The 18135-nt window shown below is 63.2% G+C and carries 18 protein-coding genes; 13 read left to right on the forward strand and 5 right to left on the reverse strand.

Annotated features, from left to right (window positions below):
- Positions 1–317: 317 nt before the first annotated feature.
- The 8 genes from G9463_RS01265 (at position 318) to G9463_RS01300 (ending at position 8130) form a co-directional block, all read left to right on the forward strand.
- Complete coding sequence (locus G9463_RS01265) at positions 318–467, forward strand: hypothetical protein (RefSeq protein WP_165895752.1); 150 nt, start codon at positions 318–320, stop codon at positions 465–467.
- A complete protein-coding gene (locus tag G9463_RS01270; protein ID WP_004958315.1) occupies positions 464–883 on the forward strand; it encodes a metal-dependent transcriptional regulator in 420 nt (139 codons plus the stop codon). The genes G9463_RS01265 and G9463_RS01270 overlap by 4 nt, the downstream gene beginning before the upstream one ends.
- Positions 884–1052: 169 nt before the next feature.
- Complete coding sequence (locus G9463_RS01275; RefSeq protein WP_004958317.1) at positions 1053–1379, forward strand: NifU family protein; 327 nt, start codon at positions 1053–1055, stop codon at positions 1377–1379.
- 301 nt (positions 1380–1680) lie between these two features.
- Entirely contained in the window at positions 1681–3630 is a 1950-nt protein-coding gene (locus G9463_RS01280) for an ABC transporter substrate-binding protein (RefSeq protein ID WP_165895753.1), read from the forward strand.
- A gap of 9 nt (positions 3631–3639) precedes the next feature.
- Positions 3640–4593 (forward strand): ABC transporter permease, encoded by a 954-nt coding sequence (locus G9463_RS01285; RefSeq protein ID WP_004958323.1) that lies wholly within the window; start codon positions 3640–3642, stop codon positions 4591–4593.
- A gap of 3 nt (positions 4594–4596) precedes the next feature.
- On the forward strand, positions 4597–5634 hold the full coding sequence (locus tag G9463_RS01290) for an ABC transporter permease (protein ID WP_007188682.1): 1038 nt from the start codon (positions 4597–4599) through the stop codon (positions 5632–5634).
- The gene (locus G9463_RS01295) at positions 5634–6815 is read left to right on the forward strand and encodes an ABC transporter ATP-binding protein (RefSeq protein WP_165895754.1); all 1182 of its coding nucleotides are present in this window, start codon (positions 5634–5636) and stop codon (positions 6813–6815) included. The genes G9463_RS01290 and G9463_RS01295 overlap by 1 nt, the downstream gene beginning before the upstream one ends.
- The gene (locus G9463_RS01300; RefSeq protein WP_007188680.1) at positions 6808–8130 is read left to right on the forward strand and encodes an ABC transporter ATP-binding protein; all 1323 of its coding nucleotides are present in this window, start codon (positions 6808–6810) and stop codon (positions 8128–8130) included. Before G9463_RS01295 ends, G9463_RS01300 begins: the two co-directional genes overlap by 8 nt.
- 39 nt (positions 8131–8169) lie before the next feature.
- Here the strand turns inward: G9463_RS01300 and G9463_RS01305 are convergent, their stop codons facing one another.
- A complete protein-coding gene (locus G9463_RS01305) occupies positions 8170–10518 on the reverse strand; it encodes a PAS domain S-box protein (protein WP_165895755.1) in 2349 nt (782 codons plus the stop codon).
- 213 nt (positions 10519–10731) lie between these two features.
- Here G9463_RS01305 and G9463_RS01310 point away from each other — a divergent pair, with 213 nt between their 5' ends.
- Entirely contained in the window at positions 10732–11262 is a 531-nt protein-coding gene (locus tag G9463_RS01310) for a hypothetical protein (protein ID WP_049939170.1), read from the forward strand.
- Positions 11263–11291: 29 nt separating this feature from the next.
- Here G9463_RS01310 and G9463_RS01315 read toward each other — a convergent pair whose 3' ends face one another.
- Complete coding sequence (locus G9463_RS01315) at positions 11292–12335, reverse strand: DUF4350 domain-containing protein (protein ID WP_004958335.1); 1044 nt, start codon at positions 12333–12335, stop codon at positions 11292–11294.
- Positions 12328–13287: a S49 family peptidase gene (locus G9463_RS01320; RefSeq protein ID WP_193569491.1), complete on the reverse strand. Its 960-nt coding sequence runs from the start codon at positions 13285–13287 to the stop codon at positions 12328–12330. Before G9463_RS01320 ends, G9463_RS01315 begins: the two co-directional genes overlap by 8 nt.
- A 127-nt stretch (positions 13288–13414) precedes the next feature.
- Here G9463_RS01320 and G9463_RS01325 point away from each other — a divergent pair, with 127 nt between their 5' ends.
- From G9463_RS01325 to G9463_RS01335, 3 genes are all read left to right on the forward strand, one after another.
- Positions 13415–14299 carry an aldo/keto reductase gene (locus G9463_RS01325; RefSeq protein WP_165895756.1) on the forward strand — a complete coding sequence of 295 codons (885 nt, stop codon included), beginning with the start codon at positions 13415–13417 and terminating at the stop codon, positions 14297–14299.
- Between the two features lie 77 nt (positions 14300–14376).
- Positions 14377–15111 carry a class I SAM-dependent methyltransferase gene (locus G9463_RS01330; RefSeq protein ID WP_165895757.1) on the forward strand — a complete coding sequence of 245 codons (735 nt, stop codon included), beginning with the start codon at positions 14377–14379 and terminating at the stop codon, positions 15109–15111.
- Positions 15112–15221: 110 nt separating this feature from the next.
- Positions 15222–15548, forward strand: a complete 327-nt coding sequence (locus G9463_RS01335; RefSeq protein ID WP_011224005.1) for a cupin domain-containing protein — start codon at positions 15222–15224, stop codon at positions 15546–15548.
- Positions 15549–15576: 28 nt separating this feature from the next.
- On the opposite strand, the gene G9463_RS01340 is transcribed toward G9463_RS01335, so the two are convergent.
- Positions 15577–16596, reverse strand: a complete 1020-nt coding sequence (locus G9463_RS01340) for a transcription initiation factor IIB family protein (RefSeq protein WP_004958347.1) — start codon at positions 16594–16596, stop codon at positions 15577–15579.
- 238 nt (positions 16597–16834) lie between these two features.
- The gene (locus G9463_RS01345) at positions 16835–17620 is read right to left on the reverse strand and encodes a helix-turn-helix domain-containing protein (RefSeq protein ID WP_049919092.1); all 786 of its coding nucleotides are present in this window, start codon (positions 17618–17620) and stop codon (positions 16835–16837) included.
- Positions 17621–17715: 95 nt separating this feature from the next.
- Here G9463_RS01345 and G9463_RS01350 point away from each other — a divergent pair, with 95 nt between their 5' ends.
- Positions 17716–18117 carry a hypothetical protein gene (locus G9463_RS01350; RefSeq protein ID WP_011224007.1) on the forward strand — a complete coding sequence of 134 codons (402 nt, stop codon included), beginning with the start codon at positions 17716–17718 and terminating at the stop codon, positions 18115–18117.
- Positions 18118–18135: the final 18 nt, after the last annotated feature.

The raw sequence follows: 18135 nt of genomic DNA on the forward strand, positions 1-18135 counted from the left end.
ACGCTCCGCAGATTGGATTAGGCCATCCTAAAAACCACAGACGTTTTATATTGTTAGGTAGCCCTAAATCATATGGCAGACGACGGTACTGAGTGCGGGGCACAAACGGGGGGAGACCCACGCAAGGAACGATGGCGGGACGCTTCGTATTGTCCAGACCCATCGACACCGTCTGCGTGGTGCCAACATATACCGCGAGCGATATCCCGAGGTCCCACCGACGAGCGGTTGCTCGCCCGCCCGTGCTCTGCCGGAACCATGGGGGGCGTCTGCCTGATGGGTGGCAATGGTGGTGGGGCTGGGGGGGGAGCCAAACGATGAATGAACGCCCGCAACGGTCGCGCGCTCGACTGTGGGCATGGGCCTACGCGGTGGTCTTCGAGGCCGGTAAGCGGTCGACAGGGGAGCTGACGACCGATACGCCCACAGCAAACGACGGGGACGGAACGAATTCATCGGAGCGATGAGCACGGCACCGGAGTACCTGTTGGCTATCTATATCGCACAGCACCGGAGCGAACCGCCTGTTTCGCCGGGGGAGTTGGGAGAGATGCTCGACCGGTCTCCGGCAGCGGTGACGGAGATGTGTCAGCGACTTTCGGAAGACGGTCTCGTGTCCTACAAGCCCTACGACGGGGTGACACTGACCGAACCAGGACGCGAGAAAGCCGCGGAGTTGCACGAGACGTACGTGACCGTCTCGTGGTTCTTTCGGGGTGTGCTGGACCTCGACGACCACGAGACAGAAGCGATGGAGCTGGCCGGTCTAGTCAGTCCGATAGTTGCCAAGCGGCTGGCGGCCACACTGCCCTGTGACGCCGGGGAAAGTACACGGGGGCTCGCCGATTCAAACACGACGGCCTCCGATAGAGACACTGTTTGAGGGGCTATATTGATCAAGACCTGTTTTAGGCGGTGCGAAAAGGTAACAGAAAGCGTATAGTAAAATTTTGGATAGCCAAAATTCGGGCTTTTGATGGCCTAAAGTGCAGTATTTTAGGCCCTCCAAAAACACCAGTTTTATGACATGATGGTGCGTAGGTAGAACTGTTATGAGCGTAGAAGGACTCGAACGACAGACGCGTAACTACTTGAGCAATAACGTCCCGCAGATCCAGCAACACGGCGGCAACTTCGAGGTCCGCGAGGTCGACGAGAGCAAAGGCACGGCTACCGTCGCTATCGGCGGCGCGTGTTCGGGATGTGGCATCGCTCCGATGACGATGAAGGCAATCGAGCAGCGACTCCCCGAGAGTGTCGACGGGCTCGAAGATGTCGAAGTCGTCCGCTCCGGCGGGCCGCGCGCCGCGGTCATGCCCTCGAAGACCGACGATATGGAGGAGATGGACGAGTACGAAGATTACAGCCCGCCGTTCTGAGCGCCCGTTCGTATTTGGAGCGCAACTGCCCGCGCTTTCCCCGGTACCGACCGGGACACAGTTTTATGCACGGCAAATAGCGTTCACTGGCAAGGAGATATCGGAGAACCGGTCGGAGGCCAGACACCGACACAGTCCAACCGGCGGTGAAAGTCGCCCGTGGAGTCTGCGTCGATTCTATTGAGTGTGTCCCCAGACCGTCGCTCTCCGGTGGTGTCACCCGACTTCGGTAGCCTGAGGGCCGATATGCTATAAGTGTGTGGGACGGCAACACAATACATAACTCTCGAGGTCAACGTGAATGCCTTATGACGCAGATACCGATACGAGTACAGTATCGCGACGGCGCGTCCTCAAGACGGCGGGCGCGTCGGCGGTGGTGGCGTTCGCCGGCTGCAACGCCGGAAGCGACGGGGCGGAGCAGGGTGAAAGCGGGGGCGAGCAGAGCCTCGACCCAGTTCGGGAACGGGCGGAGGTTGCCGTCGACGACATCCAGGAGGGCGGGACACTCAGGTTCGGCCTCGGAGCGGGTATCGACTCCTTCGACCCGTCTTACAGCACCAGTGCGCCGGCCGGGAACGTCCACGGACTCGTCTACGAGGGCCTCATCACACAGGACGCTGCGGGGACCGTGTACCCGTGGCTCGCGCGGACGTGGGAACGGGTAGAGGTCCAAGAGGTCGAAGACGGAGCCTATGAGCCGTACATGGTGTCGGCGGAGACGGACGACGAGGGGAACCTCGTCGCCGACGACCAGATCATCATCAGGAACCCTGACGCCGGCGAAGTGCTGACCGTCAACGAAGCGCCGGACGCGGTTGAAGACGGCACCTATGGGATTCAGTACCAGGCCGAACTCCACGAGGGCGTCACCTTCCACAACGGCGAGGAAATGACCGCAGAACACGTCGCCCGCTCGTATGAGGTGCTTGAGAACTCCGCGATTTCGGCCCAGACCTTCGACTCGTTCCTCTACGCCGAGGCTGTCGATGACTACACCGTCAACATCTACGGGCAGGAGCCAGACGCCGAGGCCGACAGTCAACTCCCACCGACGGTGTACCCCATGGCGCACATCGAGGACTACCCCGATACCGCCGCGGACCCGCGCAACGACCTGACGCCTATCGGGACCGGTCCCTTCGAGTTCGAGTCCTACGAGGCCGAACAGCGCGCCCAGTTCAGCACGTTCGACGACTACTGGCTGGACGACCTCGGCCTCGACGCGCTGGAGTGGTGGGACGGCCCAGAGGGGTTCCCGACGAGCCCAGTCGTCGACGATGTCACGGTCTCCATCGTTACCGACGACGCGACCCGTGCGGCCGCGCTCAACAACAACGAGATAGACCTCACCTATGGCCTCACGAGCGACACCTACAGCGAGTACCGGAGTTCGGAGGAGTACCGGCTCAGCGTGACCAACGCCGGGGCGTACAATTTCCTGCAGTACCCTGTCACGGTCTCGCCGTGGGACGACCCCCGCATCCGCCGGGGCGTCAATCAGTTGATTCCACGCGCCCAGATCGCCGAGAATATCTATAACGGGTACCGGAATCCGGCCTACACGCCACTGCCAGAGTTGGCCGCTGCGGAAGGGTCGGCTGACTACGACGCGCTGGTGGAGGAACTGCGCCCGGAGACCGAACAGAACACCGAGGCCGCGACCGAACTGCTAGGGGAGGCCGTCGACGACCTCGGCGTCGAGACACCAATCGAGGCGACCATCGAGACCAACACCTCCGACGACCGGGTGCGCGAGGCCGAACTCATCGCCCAGGTGATGAGCAACACGGAGTTTTTCGACATCAGCGTCGAGACCTTCGAGTTCACGACGTTCGTCCAGCGCATCCTCGGCCCGGAGTACTACCAGCAGGGCAACATCGTCCTCATCGGCCTCTCGGGGACGTTCAACCCCGGGAGCTTCTACGACGCCGTCAACTCCATCGACAACTTCGGCCAGTGCTGTAACTTCCAGCGGGTCGATACGCCCGACCTCGACGAGATCGCAACGGAAGCGCGGTTCTCGGTCGAGGCTGTCGAGGACCCCGCGTTCCGCGGGGAACAGTACGACCAGGTGTGGCGCGGACTCATCGAGCAGGCCCCGAACAGCTACACCGTCTTCGGAACGAACGTCTCGTCGCTGTCAACCGACTACGTCGGGCACAACACGTACACGTTCTCGGGCGGGATTCTCCCCTACGGACTGCACGACCCGACGGACCAGCAGGTCGCGTATCTGGACCGGGAGTGAGTCAGTACGATGAGCCTCAGACGATTCATCGCGGTTCGCGTGGCCGCGACGGTGCCGATACTGTTTGGCGTCTCGGTGCTTACCTTCGCGCTGGTCCACCTGACGCCGGGGGACCCCATCGACCAGATGGTTGCACTGAACCCCCAGATTTCGGCGGCTGAGGAGGCAGCGATACGCGCCAGATACGGCCTCGACGGCCCTGTCTGGCAGCAGTATCTCACATGGATAGGCAACGTTCTGCAGGGCGACCTCGGCACGGTCATCAGCGTCGACCAGCCGGTCCTGCCCTACATCATGGCCCGGCTCCCCGAAACCATCGCGCTGGGGCTGTTCGGCTGGGCCATCGCGTTGCTGATCTCCATCCCGACCGGTATCTACGCTGCGGTGAACAAGGATACGCTGGGCGACGACCTCTCGCGGGTGTTCGCCCTTTCGGGCATCTCGCTGCCGAACTTCTGGCTCGGCCTGATGCTCATCCTCGTGTTCGCGCTCTGGCTCGACCTGTGGCCGGTGCTGGCTCCGGACAGGCCGCTACTCTCGCCTGAGATGCTGTGGTATCTCGTCCTCCCGGGCGTCACCATCGGGACAGCGTCGTCGGCGACGCTGATGCGTGTGATGCGGTCGTCGATGGCCGAAGAAATGAACAAGCAGTACGTCACGGCGGCGCGGGCGAAGGGGCTTCCGGAGCGGACCGTCGTGTTGAAACACGTCCTGCGGAACTCGCTCATTTCCGTGACCACTATTGCCGCGTTCCTGACCGCGAGTATCTTCGCCGGTGCCGTCGTCGTCGAGCAGGTGTTCGCCTGGCCCGGCCTGGGCCGGGCCTTCGTCGGCGCTATCGTCGGCCGCGAAGTCGACCTCATTATGGCGATTACGCTGTTTACCGGTGTGACGATCATCCTGGCAAACTTGCTCGCAGACATTGCGTACGCGCTGTTAGACCCACGAATCCGCTATGACTGACCTATGAGTACTGACCGAGGACGCATCCGGATAACGGGGTTCGACGCCGACCGCGTCGAGTCCCGCGAACCACTATCCGACTGGACAGAGCAGCGAGGCACTGAAACCGAGAGCCGCTGGGGGCGCGCCTGGCGTGAGTTCCGTGACAACCGGAGCGCGATGCTCGGGCTCTACACTGTTGCCCTGATGGGAATCCTGGCTCTATTCGCCCGCCCAGTCACCATTGCTGGCGTGACAGTCCAGCCCTTCTCGCTGGCCCCCTACGACCCGAGCGCGATTCTGTACGTACAGGGCCTCGATGTGAGTGCGTACGAGGCCCCGTCGCTGGCCCATCCCTTCGGAACCGACGGCTCCGCCCGGGACGTGTTCTCCCGCGTGCTGTACGGCGGTCGGTTCAGCCTCTCGATTGGCTTTATTGTGGTGTTCATCACCGCCGCCATCGGGCTGGTGTATGGTGCCATCGCGGGCTACTACGGCGGCCGGGTTGACGAGGTGATGATGCGAACGCTGGACCTGATATTCGCGTTCCCCGGCCTCCTGCTGGCGTTGATTATCGTCGCTGTGCTCGGCAAAGGGTACTGGGAGCTAGTGCTCGCGTTCACCGCATTCGGCTGGGCCGGCTACGCCCGGCTGATACGCGGGGAGATACTGAAAGTCAAGGAAAACGAGTACGTCATGGCCGCGAAGGCGCTGGGCGCGCGTGACCGGCGCGTCATCTTCAGACACGTCGTCCCCAACGCTGTCGCACCGCTTGTCGTCCAGGCCTCTCTCTCTATCGGGACAGTCGTCATCGGTGTGGCGGCACTTGGCTTCCTCGGGCTGGGCCTTCCGCCCGGGTCAGCCGAGTGGGGGACGATGCTGGATCAGACCCGCGAGACTATCGTTCAGGGCCCTGGTGGGACGATCCCCTGGTGGGTCACTGTGTTCCCCGGCGGCGCGATCTTCCTGTTCGTGATGTCGATGAACCTCATCGGCGACGGCATCAACGATGCCCTCGACGCCCAGGAGGGCGAGGACGTGGCCCGCGGGGGCGAGGTCTGATGGCGCTGCTCGAAGTCGAGAACCTCACGGTGAACTTCTACACCGAGGAGGGCGTTGTCACCGCCGTCGACGACCTCTCGTTTCGTATCAACCGCGGCGAGAAGTTCGGCGTCGTCGGCGAGAGCGGCGCGGGCAAGAGCGTCACCGCGCTGTCGGTAATGCGACTCATCGAAGAGCCCGGCCGTATCGAGAGCGGGACGATTCGTTTTGACGGCCAGGACCTCACCGAACTGTCCGACTCCGAGGTTCGAGATGTCCGGGGCAACGACGTTGCGATGATATTTCAGGACGCACAGACCGCACTCAACCCCGTCTACACCGTCGGCGAACAGATTTCAGAGGCTATCCGGCACCACCTCGACTACGACGACACAGCCGCTCGCGAACGCACGATTCGGCTGCTCGATGATGTCGGTATCCCGGAACCCGAAGCCAGATACGACGACTACCCACACGAATTCTCCGGCGGGATGCAACAGCGGGCCATCATCGCGATGGCGCTGTCCTGTGACCCCGAACTCCTCATCGCCGACGAGCCGACGACGGCGCTTGACGTGACCATCGAGGCGAAGATTCTGGACCGCCTCAACCGGCTCGCCGACGAGTACGACACGGCGATTCAGCTCATCACCCACGACCTCGGCGTCATCGCGGAGATGTGCGACCGGGTGATGGTGATGTACGCCGGCCGCGCTGTCGAGAAAGCTTCTGTCGAAGAACTGTACTACGACCCAAAACACCCCTACACCGTCGGGCTGATGAGTGCTATCCCGCGTATCGGCGACCGGCAGGACCGCCTCAAGACGATTCCGGGGACCATGCCGGACCTCGTCGAAGTGCCATCGGGCTGTAGCTTCCACCCACGCTGTCCCTTCGCCGAGGAGGTCTGTACGCGCAAACAACCACCGCTCGTCGACCCGGAGACCGGCGACGGCGTCGGCCTGTCTGACCGCGGAGCGGCCTGTCTGGCCTACACCGGCGACCTTGACGACGAACTGGATTACGAGGTCGAGGTACAGGGTCGCGACACGCCGCCCGACAACACACAGCCCGGCTCCCGCTCCGGACGGACGGACGCAGAGCCACTCCGGACAGACTCCGATCCGGTCGGCCTCGATACCGACCTGCTAGACCGGGACGGCGACGCGGACAACGACACGGGGGGCCAGCAGGATGGCTAAGACAGCCGATAGCCCCATTCTGGAGGTCGAAAACCTCACGAAGTACTACGAGTCCGGCGGGACCATCGTCGATACCCTGCTGGGTCGGAGTCAGGAAGTGAAAGCTCTAGATGGCGTCGATCTGGAGCTCTATCCCGGCGAGACACTGGGTATCGTCGGCGAGTCCGGCTGTGGCAAGACCACGCTCGCCCAGACGCTGCTTCGGCTCATCGAACCCACAGCCGGCTCAGTTCGCTACAAAGGCGAAGACCTGACAGGTGCCTCAAATGACCGTCTGCGGGCGCTTCGAAAGGATATCCAGTATATATTTCAGGACCCGTTCGCCAGCCTCAACCCGCGGCTGACGGTGGGCGACATCGTCGGCGAGCCGCTGGATATCCACGGGATCGCGGACGGCGAGGCGCGAACCGAGCGTGTCAACGACTTGCTGGAGACCGTCGGGCTAAGCCAGCGTCACACCCACCGCTATCCCCACGAGTTCTCCGGTGGCCAGCGCCAGCGAATCGGCATCGCCCGCGCACTCGCCGTCGACCCCGAGGTCATCGTCTGTGACGAACCCGTCTCGGCGCTGGACGTGAGCGTGCAGGCCCAGATTCTGAACCTGCTTACGGACCTGCAGTCGGAGTTCGGCCTCTCCTATATCGTCATCGCCCACGACCTCAGCGTCGTTGAGCATATCGCCGACCGCGTGGGTGTCCTGTATCTCGGGGAGTTCGCCGAAGTCGGGCCGACCGAGAACGTGTTTCAGCCACCGTATCACCCCTACGCCGAGGCGCTGCTGTCCGCCATTCCGGAACCAGACCCCGGCTGGGAGGGCGACCGGATTTTCCTCTCCGGCGATGTTCCATCGCCACTGAACCCCCCGTCGGGCTGTCGGTTCCACACCCGCTGTCCGAGGGTCATCCAGCCCGAGGGGACTGACATGGCCCAGTCGGAGTGGCGGTCACTGATGGACCTGAAACAACGGCTCCGGAAGGCCGACTCACTGGAGGCCGTCACTGCCGTCAAAGACAGTGTCGAGGACGAGGACCTGCGTCAGCTCTCTCGGTCCGCTCTCGAAACACGGGTCCGAGCCGAATTTGGCCTCCCGGACACGGTCGGCGACCGGGAGGCCGAAGGAGTGCTGGCGACGGCGCTCGACCACCTGCACGACGAGGCTTTCGAAGCCGCCCGGACGGCGATGGACGACGCCTTCGAATCCCCCTGCGAGCGAACCGACCCCGCGCTGTTCGATGTCGGTGACGACCACCAAATCGCCTGCCTGCTGTACGATGACGACCATCCGGATACGTCTACACGGGCCAGTAGTCGCTGACAGGGTACCAGTACAGTGGCTCGCTGTGTGCCCACTCGACTACGCAAACTCGACGCCGGTAATCTCGAAGCGTGCGCCGCCGTCGGCGCTCTCTGCCACGTCGACTGCCCAGCCGTGGGCCTCTGCGATGCGGTCGACAATCGCCAGCCCGAACCCGGACCCGTTGTCGGCGGTCGAGTATCCAGCCTCGAACAATGTCTCGCGCTCGTCTTCCGGAACGCCGGGACCGTCGTCGGCCACGTAGAAGCCCCCTTTGATGGCACCGACAGTGATGTTCACGCTTCCATCCCCGTCGGCGGCGTCCACAGACTTCGTCTGGCTGCCCGCTGTGCCGTGGTCTACGTTTGTGTGTGCCTGTGAACGCGGCTCCCCCGACTCGTGTTTCACACCGTTGTCGGTCCCCGTCGGACTGCGCGTGGCACCATGTTCCACACTGTTCCGGAGCAGGTTCTCAAGCAGTTGCAACAGGCGCGGCCGGTCGGCGGTAATCGTTACGTCCCGTTTATCAGTGTCGGTGAAGGCGAGCGTCCCGTCTTCTGCGTCCTGAGACACCATCTCCCAGGCATCCGCGACCGCGTCATGGAGCGAGACCGGTGCTGTCTCCTGGATGTCCTGTCCCTGGCGAGCCAGGAGCAACACGTCATCGATGATGCGTTCCATCCGGTCGAGTGCAGTTTCGATGCCCTCCAGATGGCTCTCATCACCGGTTGTCCGGGCGAGTTGCAGCCGCCCCTGTGCGACGCTCAGCGGACTGCGAAGGTCGTGGCTAACGACGCTGGCGAACTCCGCAAGCCGGTCGCGCTCACGCTGTAGCTCCTGCTCTTGCTTTCGGATGTCGGTAATGTTGCTTGCGACGCCGAACACGGCAACCGGGGTATCCGGGTCAGACCGCTCACCCGTGTCGTATATTGGAACCTTCGTCGAGAGGAACTGGAGCGTCTCGCCGTCGATGATGAGTTGCTCCTCGGTCTCTATCGGTTGCCCGGCTTGCAGGACAGCACGGTCGTTTGCCCACGTCGTTTCAGCTGTCTCTTCGGGGAACAGCTCGAAGTCCGTACGGCCGACGATTTCCTCGTCAGCGAGCCCGGTAAGCTCCCGATAGCCGTGGTTGACGAAGAGGTACTGCCCTTCGTCGTCTTTCATAAACATCGGAGTCGTGGTGTTTTCCAGAATTGCCTCGAGCCGGCGCTCTATTACCCGCAGGTCGCGCTCACGTTCCTTGTGCTCGGTGATGTCGTGGTGGACGCCGACCATCAGTGTACTGTCGTCGTCTTCGATGGGTTGGCCCCGAACAGAGCCCCACTGTACGTCGCCGTCCGCGTCGATCATCCGGAACTCCCCGTCGTAGACGCTGTCTGTCTCGACTGCCCGCTCTATTTGTTCGCGGACTTCAGTGCGGTCCTCGGGGTGAATCAGTTCGAACACGGCCGACAGCGTCCCGCCGAACTCGCCGGGCTCGAAGCCCAAGAGTCGTTCGAGCGTATCGCTTAATACGACCTCGTCCGTCTCGTAGTCCCACTCCAAGACACCCGTTTCGCTGGCTTCCAGCGCCAATTGGAGTCGGCGCTCGGTTTCCTGTAAGTCGCGTTTCCGGTCTCGCTTGTCGGTGATATCCGTCAGGGTACAGACCACGCTTTCAACAGCCCCGTCGTCGTCGAACAGCGGTGCGCCGTTCACCGAGAGTACCTTCTCGGTACCGTCCGGCCAATGGATCGTGTGCCGGGCATCGGATAGGGGCTGGCCGGTTTCGAGCACCTGCCGAAACGGAAGCTCCGCGTCCGGTATCGGGTGACCGTCGAGATCACGTATTTCCCATTCTGGGTCGTTGTACGTTCGGTCTTTCACTTCCGATTGTGACAGGCCGAGAACGTCGACAGCGCGCTGGTTGGCGAAGACAAACTGGCCGTCGCGGTCGAGTTGCACAACACACGACGGGACAGTCTTGAGGATCTGTTCGAGACGGTGCCGCCGCCGCTCGGCCTCAGTCGCTGACTGTCTCGCTTCCACCGCGTTCTGGACCCGATTCGCCAGCAATGTGTACTGGTCTGTCCCGGCCTCCTTCTGCAGATAGTCGGTGACACCGGCCGAGATGGCGTCACTCGCGACCTCCTCGCTTCCCTTTCCGGTGAACAGGATGAGCGGGAGTTCAGGGTACTCCTCGCGGACGGCTTCGAGGAACTCGATGCCGCTGCGCCCGGGCATATCGTAATCCGACACGATACAGTCAAACGTCGACGATTCGAGCCGTTCCAGCGCGTTTTCCGCGTTTGACGCTGTTTCAACGCGGAGTCGGTCGTTCTCTTTTTCAAGGAACGCGGCGGCCGTCTCCGCGAAGTCCGGCTCGTCGTCGACGTGCAACAGCCGAATCGCGTCGCGTGTTGATGTCATCGGGAGCGGTAGCTTGCTGACATATCAGAGGGCCGGCCACTTAGCGTGTTTGGCTGTGTGTTACATGCATGGTCGGCATCCACGGGCAGGTGTGAGCGTTTTCTGCAATTTCCAGCGATGTGCCTGCGTCGGGGTATCGCTTTGGCCGAACCCGACGGGCCAGCCGAACTGGCCCGACGAACACTTTTGCGCATGCCAACCGATATGCTGACAATGCGTCGCATCTACGACTCGGGGGCGCTCCACCGTGACGACGAGGAGCCACAGGCTCCCACTGAGCGCGGGGCGCAGCCACAGGCCGCACGCAGTATCGACGGCCAGGCCTGGAGCGATCTGCTGATACCGACGTGGCTCCGCTATCGTGCGGTATCGGTCGATATCGAGGTCCCGCAGACGTCGTATCCGGCGGGAACCGAGGTGCCGTTCGTCGTGACGATGCAGAACGCGCTTCCGGTGCCGATAACGCTACCGACGGAATCGCCGCGGCCGTGGACGTGGTACGTTGATGGAGTGCCCGAGGCATCCCACGTCGATAGCGTGCCCAGTGAGGACGGCAGCCTCCGATTTGACCGCGGCGAACGAAAGCAGTTCAGGCGACGGTGGGACCGGATGTTCCGGGTTAGCGACGACGAATGGGAGCCTGCATCAGCCGGGGAGTATACCATCAGCGCCGGACTGAGTGTGGCCAACGCCGGCGAGCGTGGCCTGTACAGCGAGACGACGGTCAGTATCAGCGAACGGTAGCTCCGCAAGCAAGGTTCGAGTGAGCGGGGTCAGGACCCGCTTGGGGTGGGGACTGGCGTCGGGGTCGGCTCCGGCGGTGTTTCGGCCGGAGTGGAAGCACTGTCACCAGTCCCGAATCCAGCACTTGGGGTCGCGCCACCGCCCGGGTCGGGTGCTTCGCCGTCGAGCAAGAACGAAAGCAGGTTCCCGATGAACACCTCGTTGTCGGCGTCGTATAGCTCGGAACTACTGATGAACGTCGAGTCAGTGACAAACACCATGTTGTCGTTGCGGACGACTGTCGCGTACGTGCCGGTACGCCGCGTCTCCAGCGTCCGGGTACCCTCGACAGCGGTGAACTTCGTCTCGGCGTCGCCGTTCACCACCGCGTAGCCGGCGGTGTCGAACGTAATCGTCTCGACACCGTCGGTCAGGTCACCATCGTCGCTCGGTGAGGCGTAAATGGCTTTGAAGTTGTTGTCGTTGGCCGCATCGTCGACATTGTACAGCTGTTCGGACCCCATCCGAACGCCGTAGCGCTCGGTGGCGTTGTTGGCCCCGAACGATACCGTCGTGGTCGACTGGGTGAAGCCGGTCGAAAGGCGGGTCTGTGTCGGTTCGGCGAGGACGACAACACGGCCGCCATCGTCGGTGTACTCCTGTAATGCTTCGCGTTCCGCTTCGGAGTAACTGCCGAGCGGCTGGACGATGAGTATGCCGTCGTACTGGCCCAGCGAATCGGCGAACGAGGCGGTGCCGGACGTGCCGTACTCGACAGTATGGCCCGCCTCGAACACTGCCTCAGTGATTGGTTCGAGTTCGGATTCGGACACCTGGTTGCCGTGGCTCGTATCGACGAGTATTCGCTTGTCACTTCCCTCAGAGTCGACCGAGATCGCCCCTTCTTCGGGGTCGACAGGGGCATTGACAGCGTCGGGCTGGTACTGTGACGGCGATTGACCGTCGATGGACTGGCCATCTGGCGGCCCCGATGAGCCCGGGTTAACGACTGCGAGAAGGAACGTGCCGCCCAGTATCACCACGAGGACGACGATAAACACGGCAAGTGGCTTAACGATACGACCCTCAGTCATTGCGGATCACCGTTGCATTGTTGTCTTCGGCGGGGATTCCCCAGACGGCGTAGTACTTCACCGGTTCCCGGAACGTCGTCTCACTGTTGTCGGGATGAACGAGATAGGTCACGTTATTCGCGCCCTGTACGGTTTCAGCGCCGGCAGGGACGATGATGACGTTGAATTCGGCACCGCCAGTGCCCTGATAGACAACGTCGTACTGGTCGCCCTCGATGTCGTCTGAGAGTGCAGCGGCCCGCTCGATGGCCAGTCCGGTATCGCCGATCCGGTCGGCAAAGCCGTTCTCGGTCGCCTGTGCGCCGAGATACGTGCCTCCGTTGGCAACTTCCTCACGGGAGACCGTCAGTTGATCGCCCCGATGGCGCATGACTGTCCCGACGAAGGACCGCTGGAGCACCTCGATATCCTCGCGGAGGCTGTCTTTGCTTATTTGGGCCTTGTCCGGCCCCGAGCGGACGAACGTCTCGCCCTGCTGTTCGACCTGCTCGATGAGACTCAGCGGGGCCTGGACGATGACGCCGATGCTGCCGACGTTCGAACTCGGCTTGACGACGATCTCGTCGGCCGGTGTGATGCCATAGTACCCACCCGAAGCGGCCGTCCCCTCGACGTAGGCGACAACGGGCATCTCACTGGCGGTCCGGTTCACGGCGAGGTAGAACTCCTCGCTTGAGTCGACCGGGCCGCCGGGGCTGTCGACCCGGAGGACGACCGCCTCGATTGATTCGTTCGTTCGCGCTTCGCGGAGGTCCTGTTTGACGGCGTTGACGTTCGCGTCGGTTGTGCCGCCCCGAAGGGTGATGACGGCGACGCTCGGGTCGTCGTCACCACCGCTTGGCACGCCGTTCCAGATGACCGGCGCGAATATCGCGGCGATGACGATGGCGAGCGTGACCGCGATCACGTACGACGCCGTCATCGCCGAGAACAGTTGATCTCTCCTAGACATCTATACATCCCGTTCGGACTGAGAGAGTAATAAACCCCGGTCGGCGTGCCCTGTCGCAGTCCGGCAGCCAGATTGGCTGTGACAGCAGCGACGAACGGTTATTGGTATCCGGAGCGTGCAACCGGGTATGGAGACCCGAGCACTGGGCGACACTGGACAGGAGAGCACGATGCTGACGTTCGGTTCGATCTCACTCAACTGGCTCGAACAGGATGGCGCGAACCAGTTGGTCGAACTCGTGTTGGACCACGGCGTCAACCACTTCGACGTAGCACCGACCTACGGTGACGCAGAGCTGAAACTGGGGCCGAAGCTCCGGCAGTACCGCGAGGACATCTTCCTGGGCTGTAAGACCCAAGAGCGAGAGTACGAGGGGGCCGCCCGGAAAATCGACCGGTCGCTGAACCGCCTCGGCATCGACACTATCGACCTCTACCAGATCCACGGCCTGGAATACGAAGACGAACTGGACACGATCACCGCTGACGGCGGCGCACTCGATGCGATACGCGAGGCAAAGGCGGCAGGGAAGGTAGACCACATCGGGCTGACGAGCCACGGCAACCCCGGGCTCATCCTCGACGCCATCGACCGCATCGACGACCTTGAGACGGTGATGTTCCCGCTGAACCCCGTCGTCGCCGGCAAGGACGGTGACGAGTACGACTACGAGGCCGTGCTGGAACGCTGTGAGGCGGAGGGTATTGGCACGCTGGGCATCAAGGCGTTCGCGAAGGGGTCGTGGCCACCGACCGACGAACTGGCCGAGGCCGACCGCCCGTACGCGAACTGGTACGAGCCGGTCGACACACCAGAGGACATCCGCGAGCGGTTCGACTTCGCCGCCGCCCGAGGTCTCGATACCGTCGTCAGCCCCGGCGACCCGAAGCTCGTGAAGATGGTGCTCGATGCCGCCAGTCGCTCGGCGGGCATGGACGAGGCGCGCCAGCGCGCACTCATCGAGGAAGCGCGCCACGATGACAGTCCGGTGCCCGAGCAACTGCACCACTGATACTGTCGGCTGTAAGCCATTGAAAACTGTCACCACCAGAGGGTGGTGAATATCTGCATAAATTTACAGCTAACAGTATGAGCGTGAACGGGGACGTTCCGGAGACGGTGACAGCGGCACTCGCTGACCAGCGGGTCGAGGGACGGGTCTGTCTTGAGGCCGGAGCCGGCGTCGGGAACACGACGGCAGGACTGCTAGCCGCGGGCGCAAAACGCGTGTATGCGGTGACGAACGACGCAGACCACGCCGCGACGGTCTGGGACCGCATCGGCGACCGAAACGCCGACCGGCTGGCCGTGATCGAGGCTGACCTCCGGGCGACGCCGCTTGCGACCGAGAGCGTCGACCTCGTCGCCGCCCACGGACTGTGTAACGTCCTGCCACCGGCCGAACTGGCCCCTATCGCGGCCGAACTGACGCGGGTCGCAAAACCCGACGGTTGCCTCGTCGTCGACGACTACGCGGTGCCGCCCGCCGACGCGGCTGTCAACCGACTGTTCGCGCTGGAAAACGCCGCCGCGCAGGTAGTCGACGGCCGGCCGGCGCTGACGTTCTACCCGCCCGCCGTGCTGGCTGCCGTTTTCGCCGCCAACGGCTGGAGTGTCGAGCGACGGAAGACGCTGCTGAACCCGGTCCCCTGGACCGAGGCTCATCTAGATGCCCACGCAGAGGTGGTGCGGGAGTACGCCGCGGCGCTTCCGGATTCGCTCGGGGAGCCACTGACTGCGATGGCTGGAGATCTGGTCGCAGCTATCGGCTCCGAGCGAACCGGGACGATGTACAGTCTCGCGTTCCGGCGAGCAGATGGGTGAGCCGTGTTGGTCTCTCGTGAGGCGAGTCTGAACAGTGTATGCACCGATACAAACAGTCACGAATTTCTCAGCAGCCGAACGGCTAAGGACGCCCCGGCCCACGTGCCGGTATGTCACTCGATAGATTGGCAGCGTTCGACGCCGAACCGGAAGCAGGCGAAGTCATCGACGGAGAACTGGCAGTGACCGACGACGTGCTGGTGAAGGCGTTCGCGCTGGGGCCGGACGCGACAATCGACCCGCACGAGCACGACGGCGCGACGAACGTGTTCCACGTCGTCCGCGGCGAGGTGACGGTCCAGCAGGACGACACCGAGGAAGCCATCGCCGCGCCGGGCGTCGTCCTGAACGAGCGCGGGCAGGCCCATGGCGCGCACAACCACACCGACGAGGTAGCTGTTTTGACTGCGAGCCTCTGTCCGCTGCCGGGACAGTAGAGAGTAAAAGAGCGGGAGATACGACGGTTCAGGCGCTCGCGCCGGATTCGGTGCCGCTGGCCGCGTCGACGGCGCTGTCGTCGAGTTCCGACTCGGCTTCAAGCAGTTCGCGGTAGCGCTCGCGGATGGTCACGGTGCTGATGTCAGTAGCCTCACTGACGGTCTCCTGGGTCATCTCCTCGCCGAGTAGGAGGCCGGCGGCGTAGATGGCCGCAGCGGCGAGGCCGACGGGGCTCTTGCCGCTGTGGACGTTCGCTTCCTTCCCCGCTTCGATGAGGGCGCGGGCCTGGCGTTCGAGGGCGTCGTCTGCGTCGAGTTTGGAGACGAACTTGCTGAGGTAGGTTGCAGGGTCCGGCGGGCCGACCTGCAGGGAGAGTTCGCGGTTGAGATAGCGATAGGCCCGAGTGAACTCCATCTCGTCGACGCGGCTGACGACAGCCATGTCGTCAAGCGTCTGCGGAAGGTTCGCCTGCCTGACGGCAGCGTACAGCGCGGCGGTCGCCATCCCTTCGATGGAGCGACCGGGTAGCATCCCTTCGTCGAGCGCGCGGCGGTAGATGACGCTGGCCGTCTCACGGGCGCTCTCGGGGACACCGAGGGCGCTCCCCATCCGGTCAATCTCGCCAAGCGCCTGCTTGAGGTTGCGCTCGGCGTGGTCGCGGGTGCGGAACCGCTCGTCCCAGGTCCGCAGGCGCTGCATCTTCTCGCGCTGGCGCGTCGACAGGGAGTTGCCGTAGGCGTCCTTGTCCTGCCAGCCGATGTTCGTCGAGAGGCCCTTGTCGTGTTTCATCTCGGTCGTCGGCGCGCCGACCCGGCGCTTGTTGTCGCGCTCCTGACTGTCGAAAGCGCGCCACTCCGGCCCGTGGTCGATCTCGTCCTCGTCGACGACGAGACCACACGACTCGCAGACGGTCTCGCCACGACTGTCGTCGGTGACGAGGCTTCCGCCACAGTCCGGGCAGGCGTGGCCAGTGCTCGCCTCGGACTCGGCCTGTTCGTCCGCACTTTCATCGCGTTCGTCTGGGGAATAGATGCTGCGTGTCGTCATAGATGTCCTCTGCGAGCGCGTGGGACGCCCGCGGTCGTACCCAATTATAGGGGTGCATCCCCCATGACGCCTCGTTTGGCATATGCCGAAGTTCGGAGAAGTAATATCTATGTGTCACGTTCGGCGCACCACGACGTACAACTCTCACTCCCGCTGTTACCGCGTTCTGAACTGCGACGCGGCAGTATACAGGTAGTGCAGTGCAGTTCGGTTCTGGTGCCAGACGCGATACTGTCGACTACACGCCCGAGCGACCGATACGGAGGCGTCCACCCTCGGCGACATCTTCGTCGGCCTGAACTGGCCCCATCGACCGCGTGACGAACGACCGGACGATCCACGCCTCCGCACGCTGGAGGCGGTACTGGAGCGTCGACCGTGACACGTCGAGCGTCTCTGCGAGGTCAGTGAGCGAGGTGTCCCGGGGCGTCCGGTAGTAGCCGTGTTCGACGGCAGCCTCGACAGCGGCCTGTTGTTCCGGCGGCAGCTCCGCCAGCGTCACGGCCTCGTCGACCCAGTACGAGGGGGAACTGAGCTGCCGGAATTCGACGGTGAGTCCCTCCCGGAGCTCGGATTTCATCTCCTCGAACAGGCCGTCGACGCCGGCGTCGCTACAGAGGAGGAGCCGCCACTCACACCGGCTGCCACGGCGCTCGGTCTCGACGAGGACGCCGCGGCCGACGTGGTCGATGGCTAACCGCGGAATCGAGTGACAGTCGCCGGCTTCCGACCGGTAGCTGTACACCGTCCGAGCGCCGGGGTCCGAGCCGATGACCTCGTACGTCCAGTCCGTCTTGCAGTTACGGGTTCCGATGCACTCGGTACACTGGACCGGGTCGTCGTACACGTCATCCAGTTGTTCAAGCGCAGTCTCCGGGCCGGCGACGCGCTCGAGCCGCCACATCCCGTCTCGTGTGACGTTGCACGCTATCGTCCGGGAATGGGTCTCCGGATAGTCGATGAACACGTCCATAACGGGGTCGACGTTCCGCTCGTAGTCGATAGTGAAGATGAACTCTCGCATGTACATCCCGTTGCGTGTCGAGTGGCTTATACGCACTGTCTCGTTCGGCGTATGCCAAACCAGCCGTCATTATCGAAGCACGCTTTCGAGGGAGTATGTCGTGTCCTGTCTCTCCATCTACTGGCGACTCGTCCAGCGGAGCGGTCACTGGCGACACACCGGACGACTCGCCGTCGCGCATTCGCGGATATGAACTACCGACGCACAACTGGCGACACACCGTCGTCTACGGGGCGGTGTTCTGGGCAATCGTGGCCGCTGCGTGGCTCGCCGTCCCGACCGGTCACCCGTTCCAGCTGGGGGTCACGCTGTCCGGACTGTTTGCGGCCCCGCTGTTGCCGGTCGCACTCTGGTGTGATTACCGCCAAGCGAGAGAGTTTGGCACCTGTGACCCCGGTCTTCAGGCGTACCTCTCGAACCTCATTCGGGATATCAAGACGGCAGGGACCGGCCAGAGCGCTCTCGGCGACCAGCGCCGGGAATTCCTCAGGTGCTGATACCGTTGGCTGTCACTA

The organism is Haloarcula sp. JP-Z28 (assembly GCF_011440255.1).
GTDB lineage: Archaea > Halobacteriota > Halobacteria > Halobacteriales > Haloarculaceae > Haloarcula > Haloarcula marismortui.

What these genes read in the sequence shown, in the direction of transcription:
- G9463_RS01300 (WP_007188680.1), top strand. Translation starts at nt 6,808, where the DNA reads ATGGCTAAGACAGCCGATAGCCCCATTCTGGAGGTCGAAAACCTCACG.
- G9463_RS01340 (WP_004958347.1), bottom strand. Translation starts at nt 16,596, where the DNA reads ATGACGACACGCAGCATCTATTCCCCAGACGAACGCGATGAAAGTGCG.
- G9463_RS01285 (WP_004958323.1), top strand. Translation starts at nt 3,640, where the DNA reads ATGAGCCTCAGACGATTCATCGCGGTTCGCGTGGCCGCGACGGTGCCG.
- G9463_RS01330 (WP_165895757.1), top strand. Translation starts at nt 14,377, where the DNA reads ATGAGCGTGAACGGGGACGTTCCGGAGACGGTGACAGCGGCACTCGCT.
- G9463_RS01325 (WP_165895756.1), top strand. Translation starts at nt 13,415, where the DNA reads ATGGAGACCCGAGCACTGGGCGACACTGGACAGGAGAGCACGATGCTG.
- G9463_RS01295 (WP_165895754.1), top strand. Translation starts at nt 5,634, where the DNA reads ATGGCGCTGCTCGAAGTCGAGAACCTCACGGTGAACTTCTACACCGAG.
- G9463_RS01310 (WP_049939170.1), top strand. Translation starts at nt 10,732, where the DNA reads ATGCGTCGCATCTACGACTCGGGGGCGCTCCACCGTGACGACGAGGAG.
- G9463_RS01305 (WP_165895755.1), bottom strand. Translation starts at nt 10,518, where the DNA reads ATGACATCAACACGCGACGCGATTCGGCTGTTGCACGTCGACGACGAG.
- G9463_RS01320 (WP_193569491.1), bottom strand. Translation starts at nt 13,287, where the DNA reads ATGTCTAGGAGAGATCAACTGTTCTCGGCGATGACGGCGTCGTACGTG.
- G9463_RS01290 (WP_007188682.1), top strand. Translation starts at nt 4,597, where the DNA reads ATGAGTACTGACCGAGGACGCATCCGGATAACGGGGTTCGACGCCGAC.
- G9463_RS01275 (WP_004958317.1), top strand. Translation starts at nt 1,053, where the DNA reads ATGAGCGTAGAAGGACTCGAACGACAGACGCGTAACTACTTGAGCAAT.
- G9463_RS01335 (WP_011224005.1), top strand. Translation starts at nt 15,222, where the DNA reads ATGTCACTCGATAGATTGGCAGCGTTCGACGCCGAACCGGAAGCAGGC.
- G9463_RS01280 (WP_165895753.1), top strand. Translation starts at nt 1,681, where the DNA reads ATGCCTTATGACGCAGATACCGATACGAGTACAGTATCGCGACGGCGC.
- G9463_RS01315 (WP_004958335.1), bottom strand. Translation starts at nt 12,335, where the DNA reads ATGACTGAGGGTCGTATCGTTAAGCCACTTGCCGTGTTTATCGTCGTC.
- G9463_RS01350 (WP_011224007.1), top strand. Translation starts at nt 17,716, where the DNA reads ATGTCGTGTCCTGTCTCTCCATCTACTGGCGACTCGTCCAGCGGAGCG.
- G9463_RS01265 (WP_165895752.1), top strand. Translation starts at nt 318, where the DNA reads ATGAATGAACGCCCGCAACGGTCGCGCGCTCGACTGTGGGCATGGGCC.
- G9463_RS01345 (WP_049919092.1), bottom strand. Translation starts at nt 17,620, where the DNA reads ATGCGAGAGTTCATCTTCACTATCGACTACGAGCGGAACGTCGACCCC.
- G9463_RS01270 (WP_004958315.1), top strand. Translation starts at nt 464, where the DNA reads ATGAGCACGGCACCGGAGTACCTGTTGGCTATCTATATCGCACAGCAC.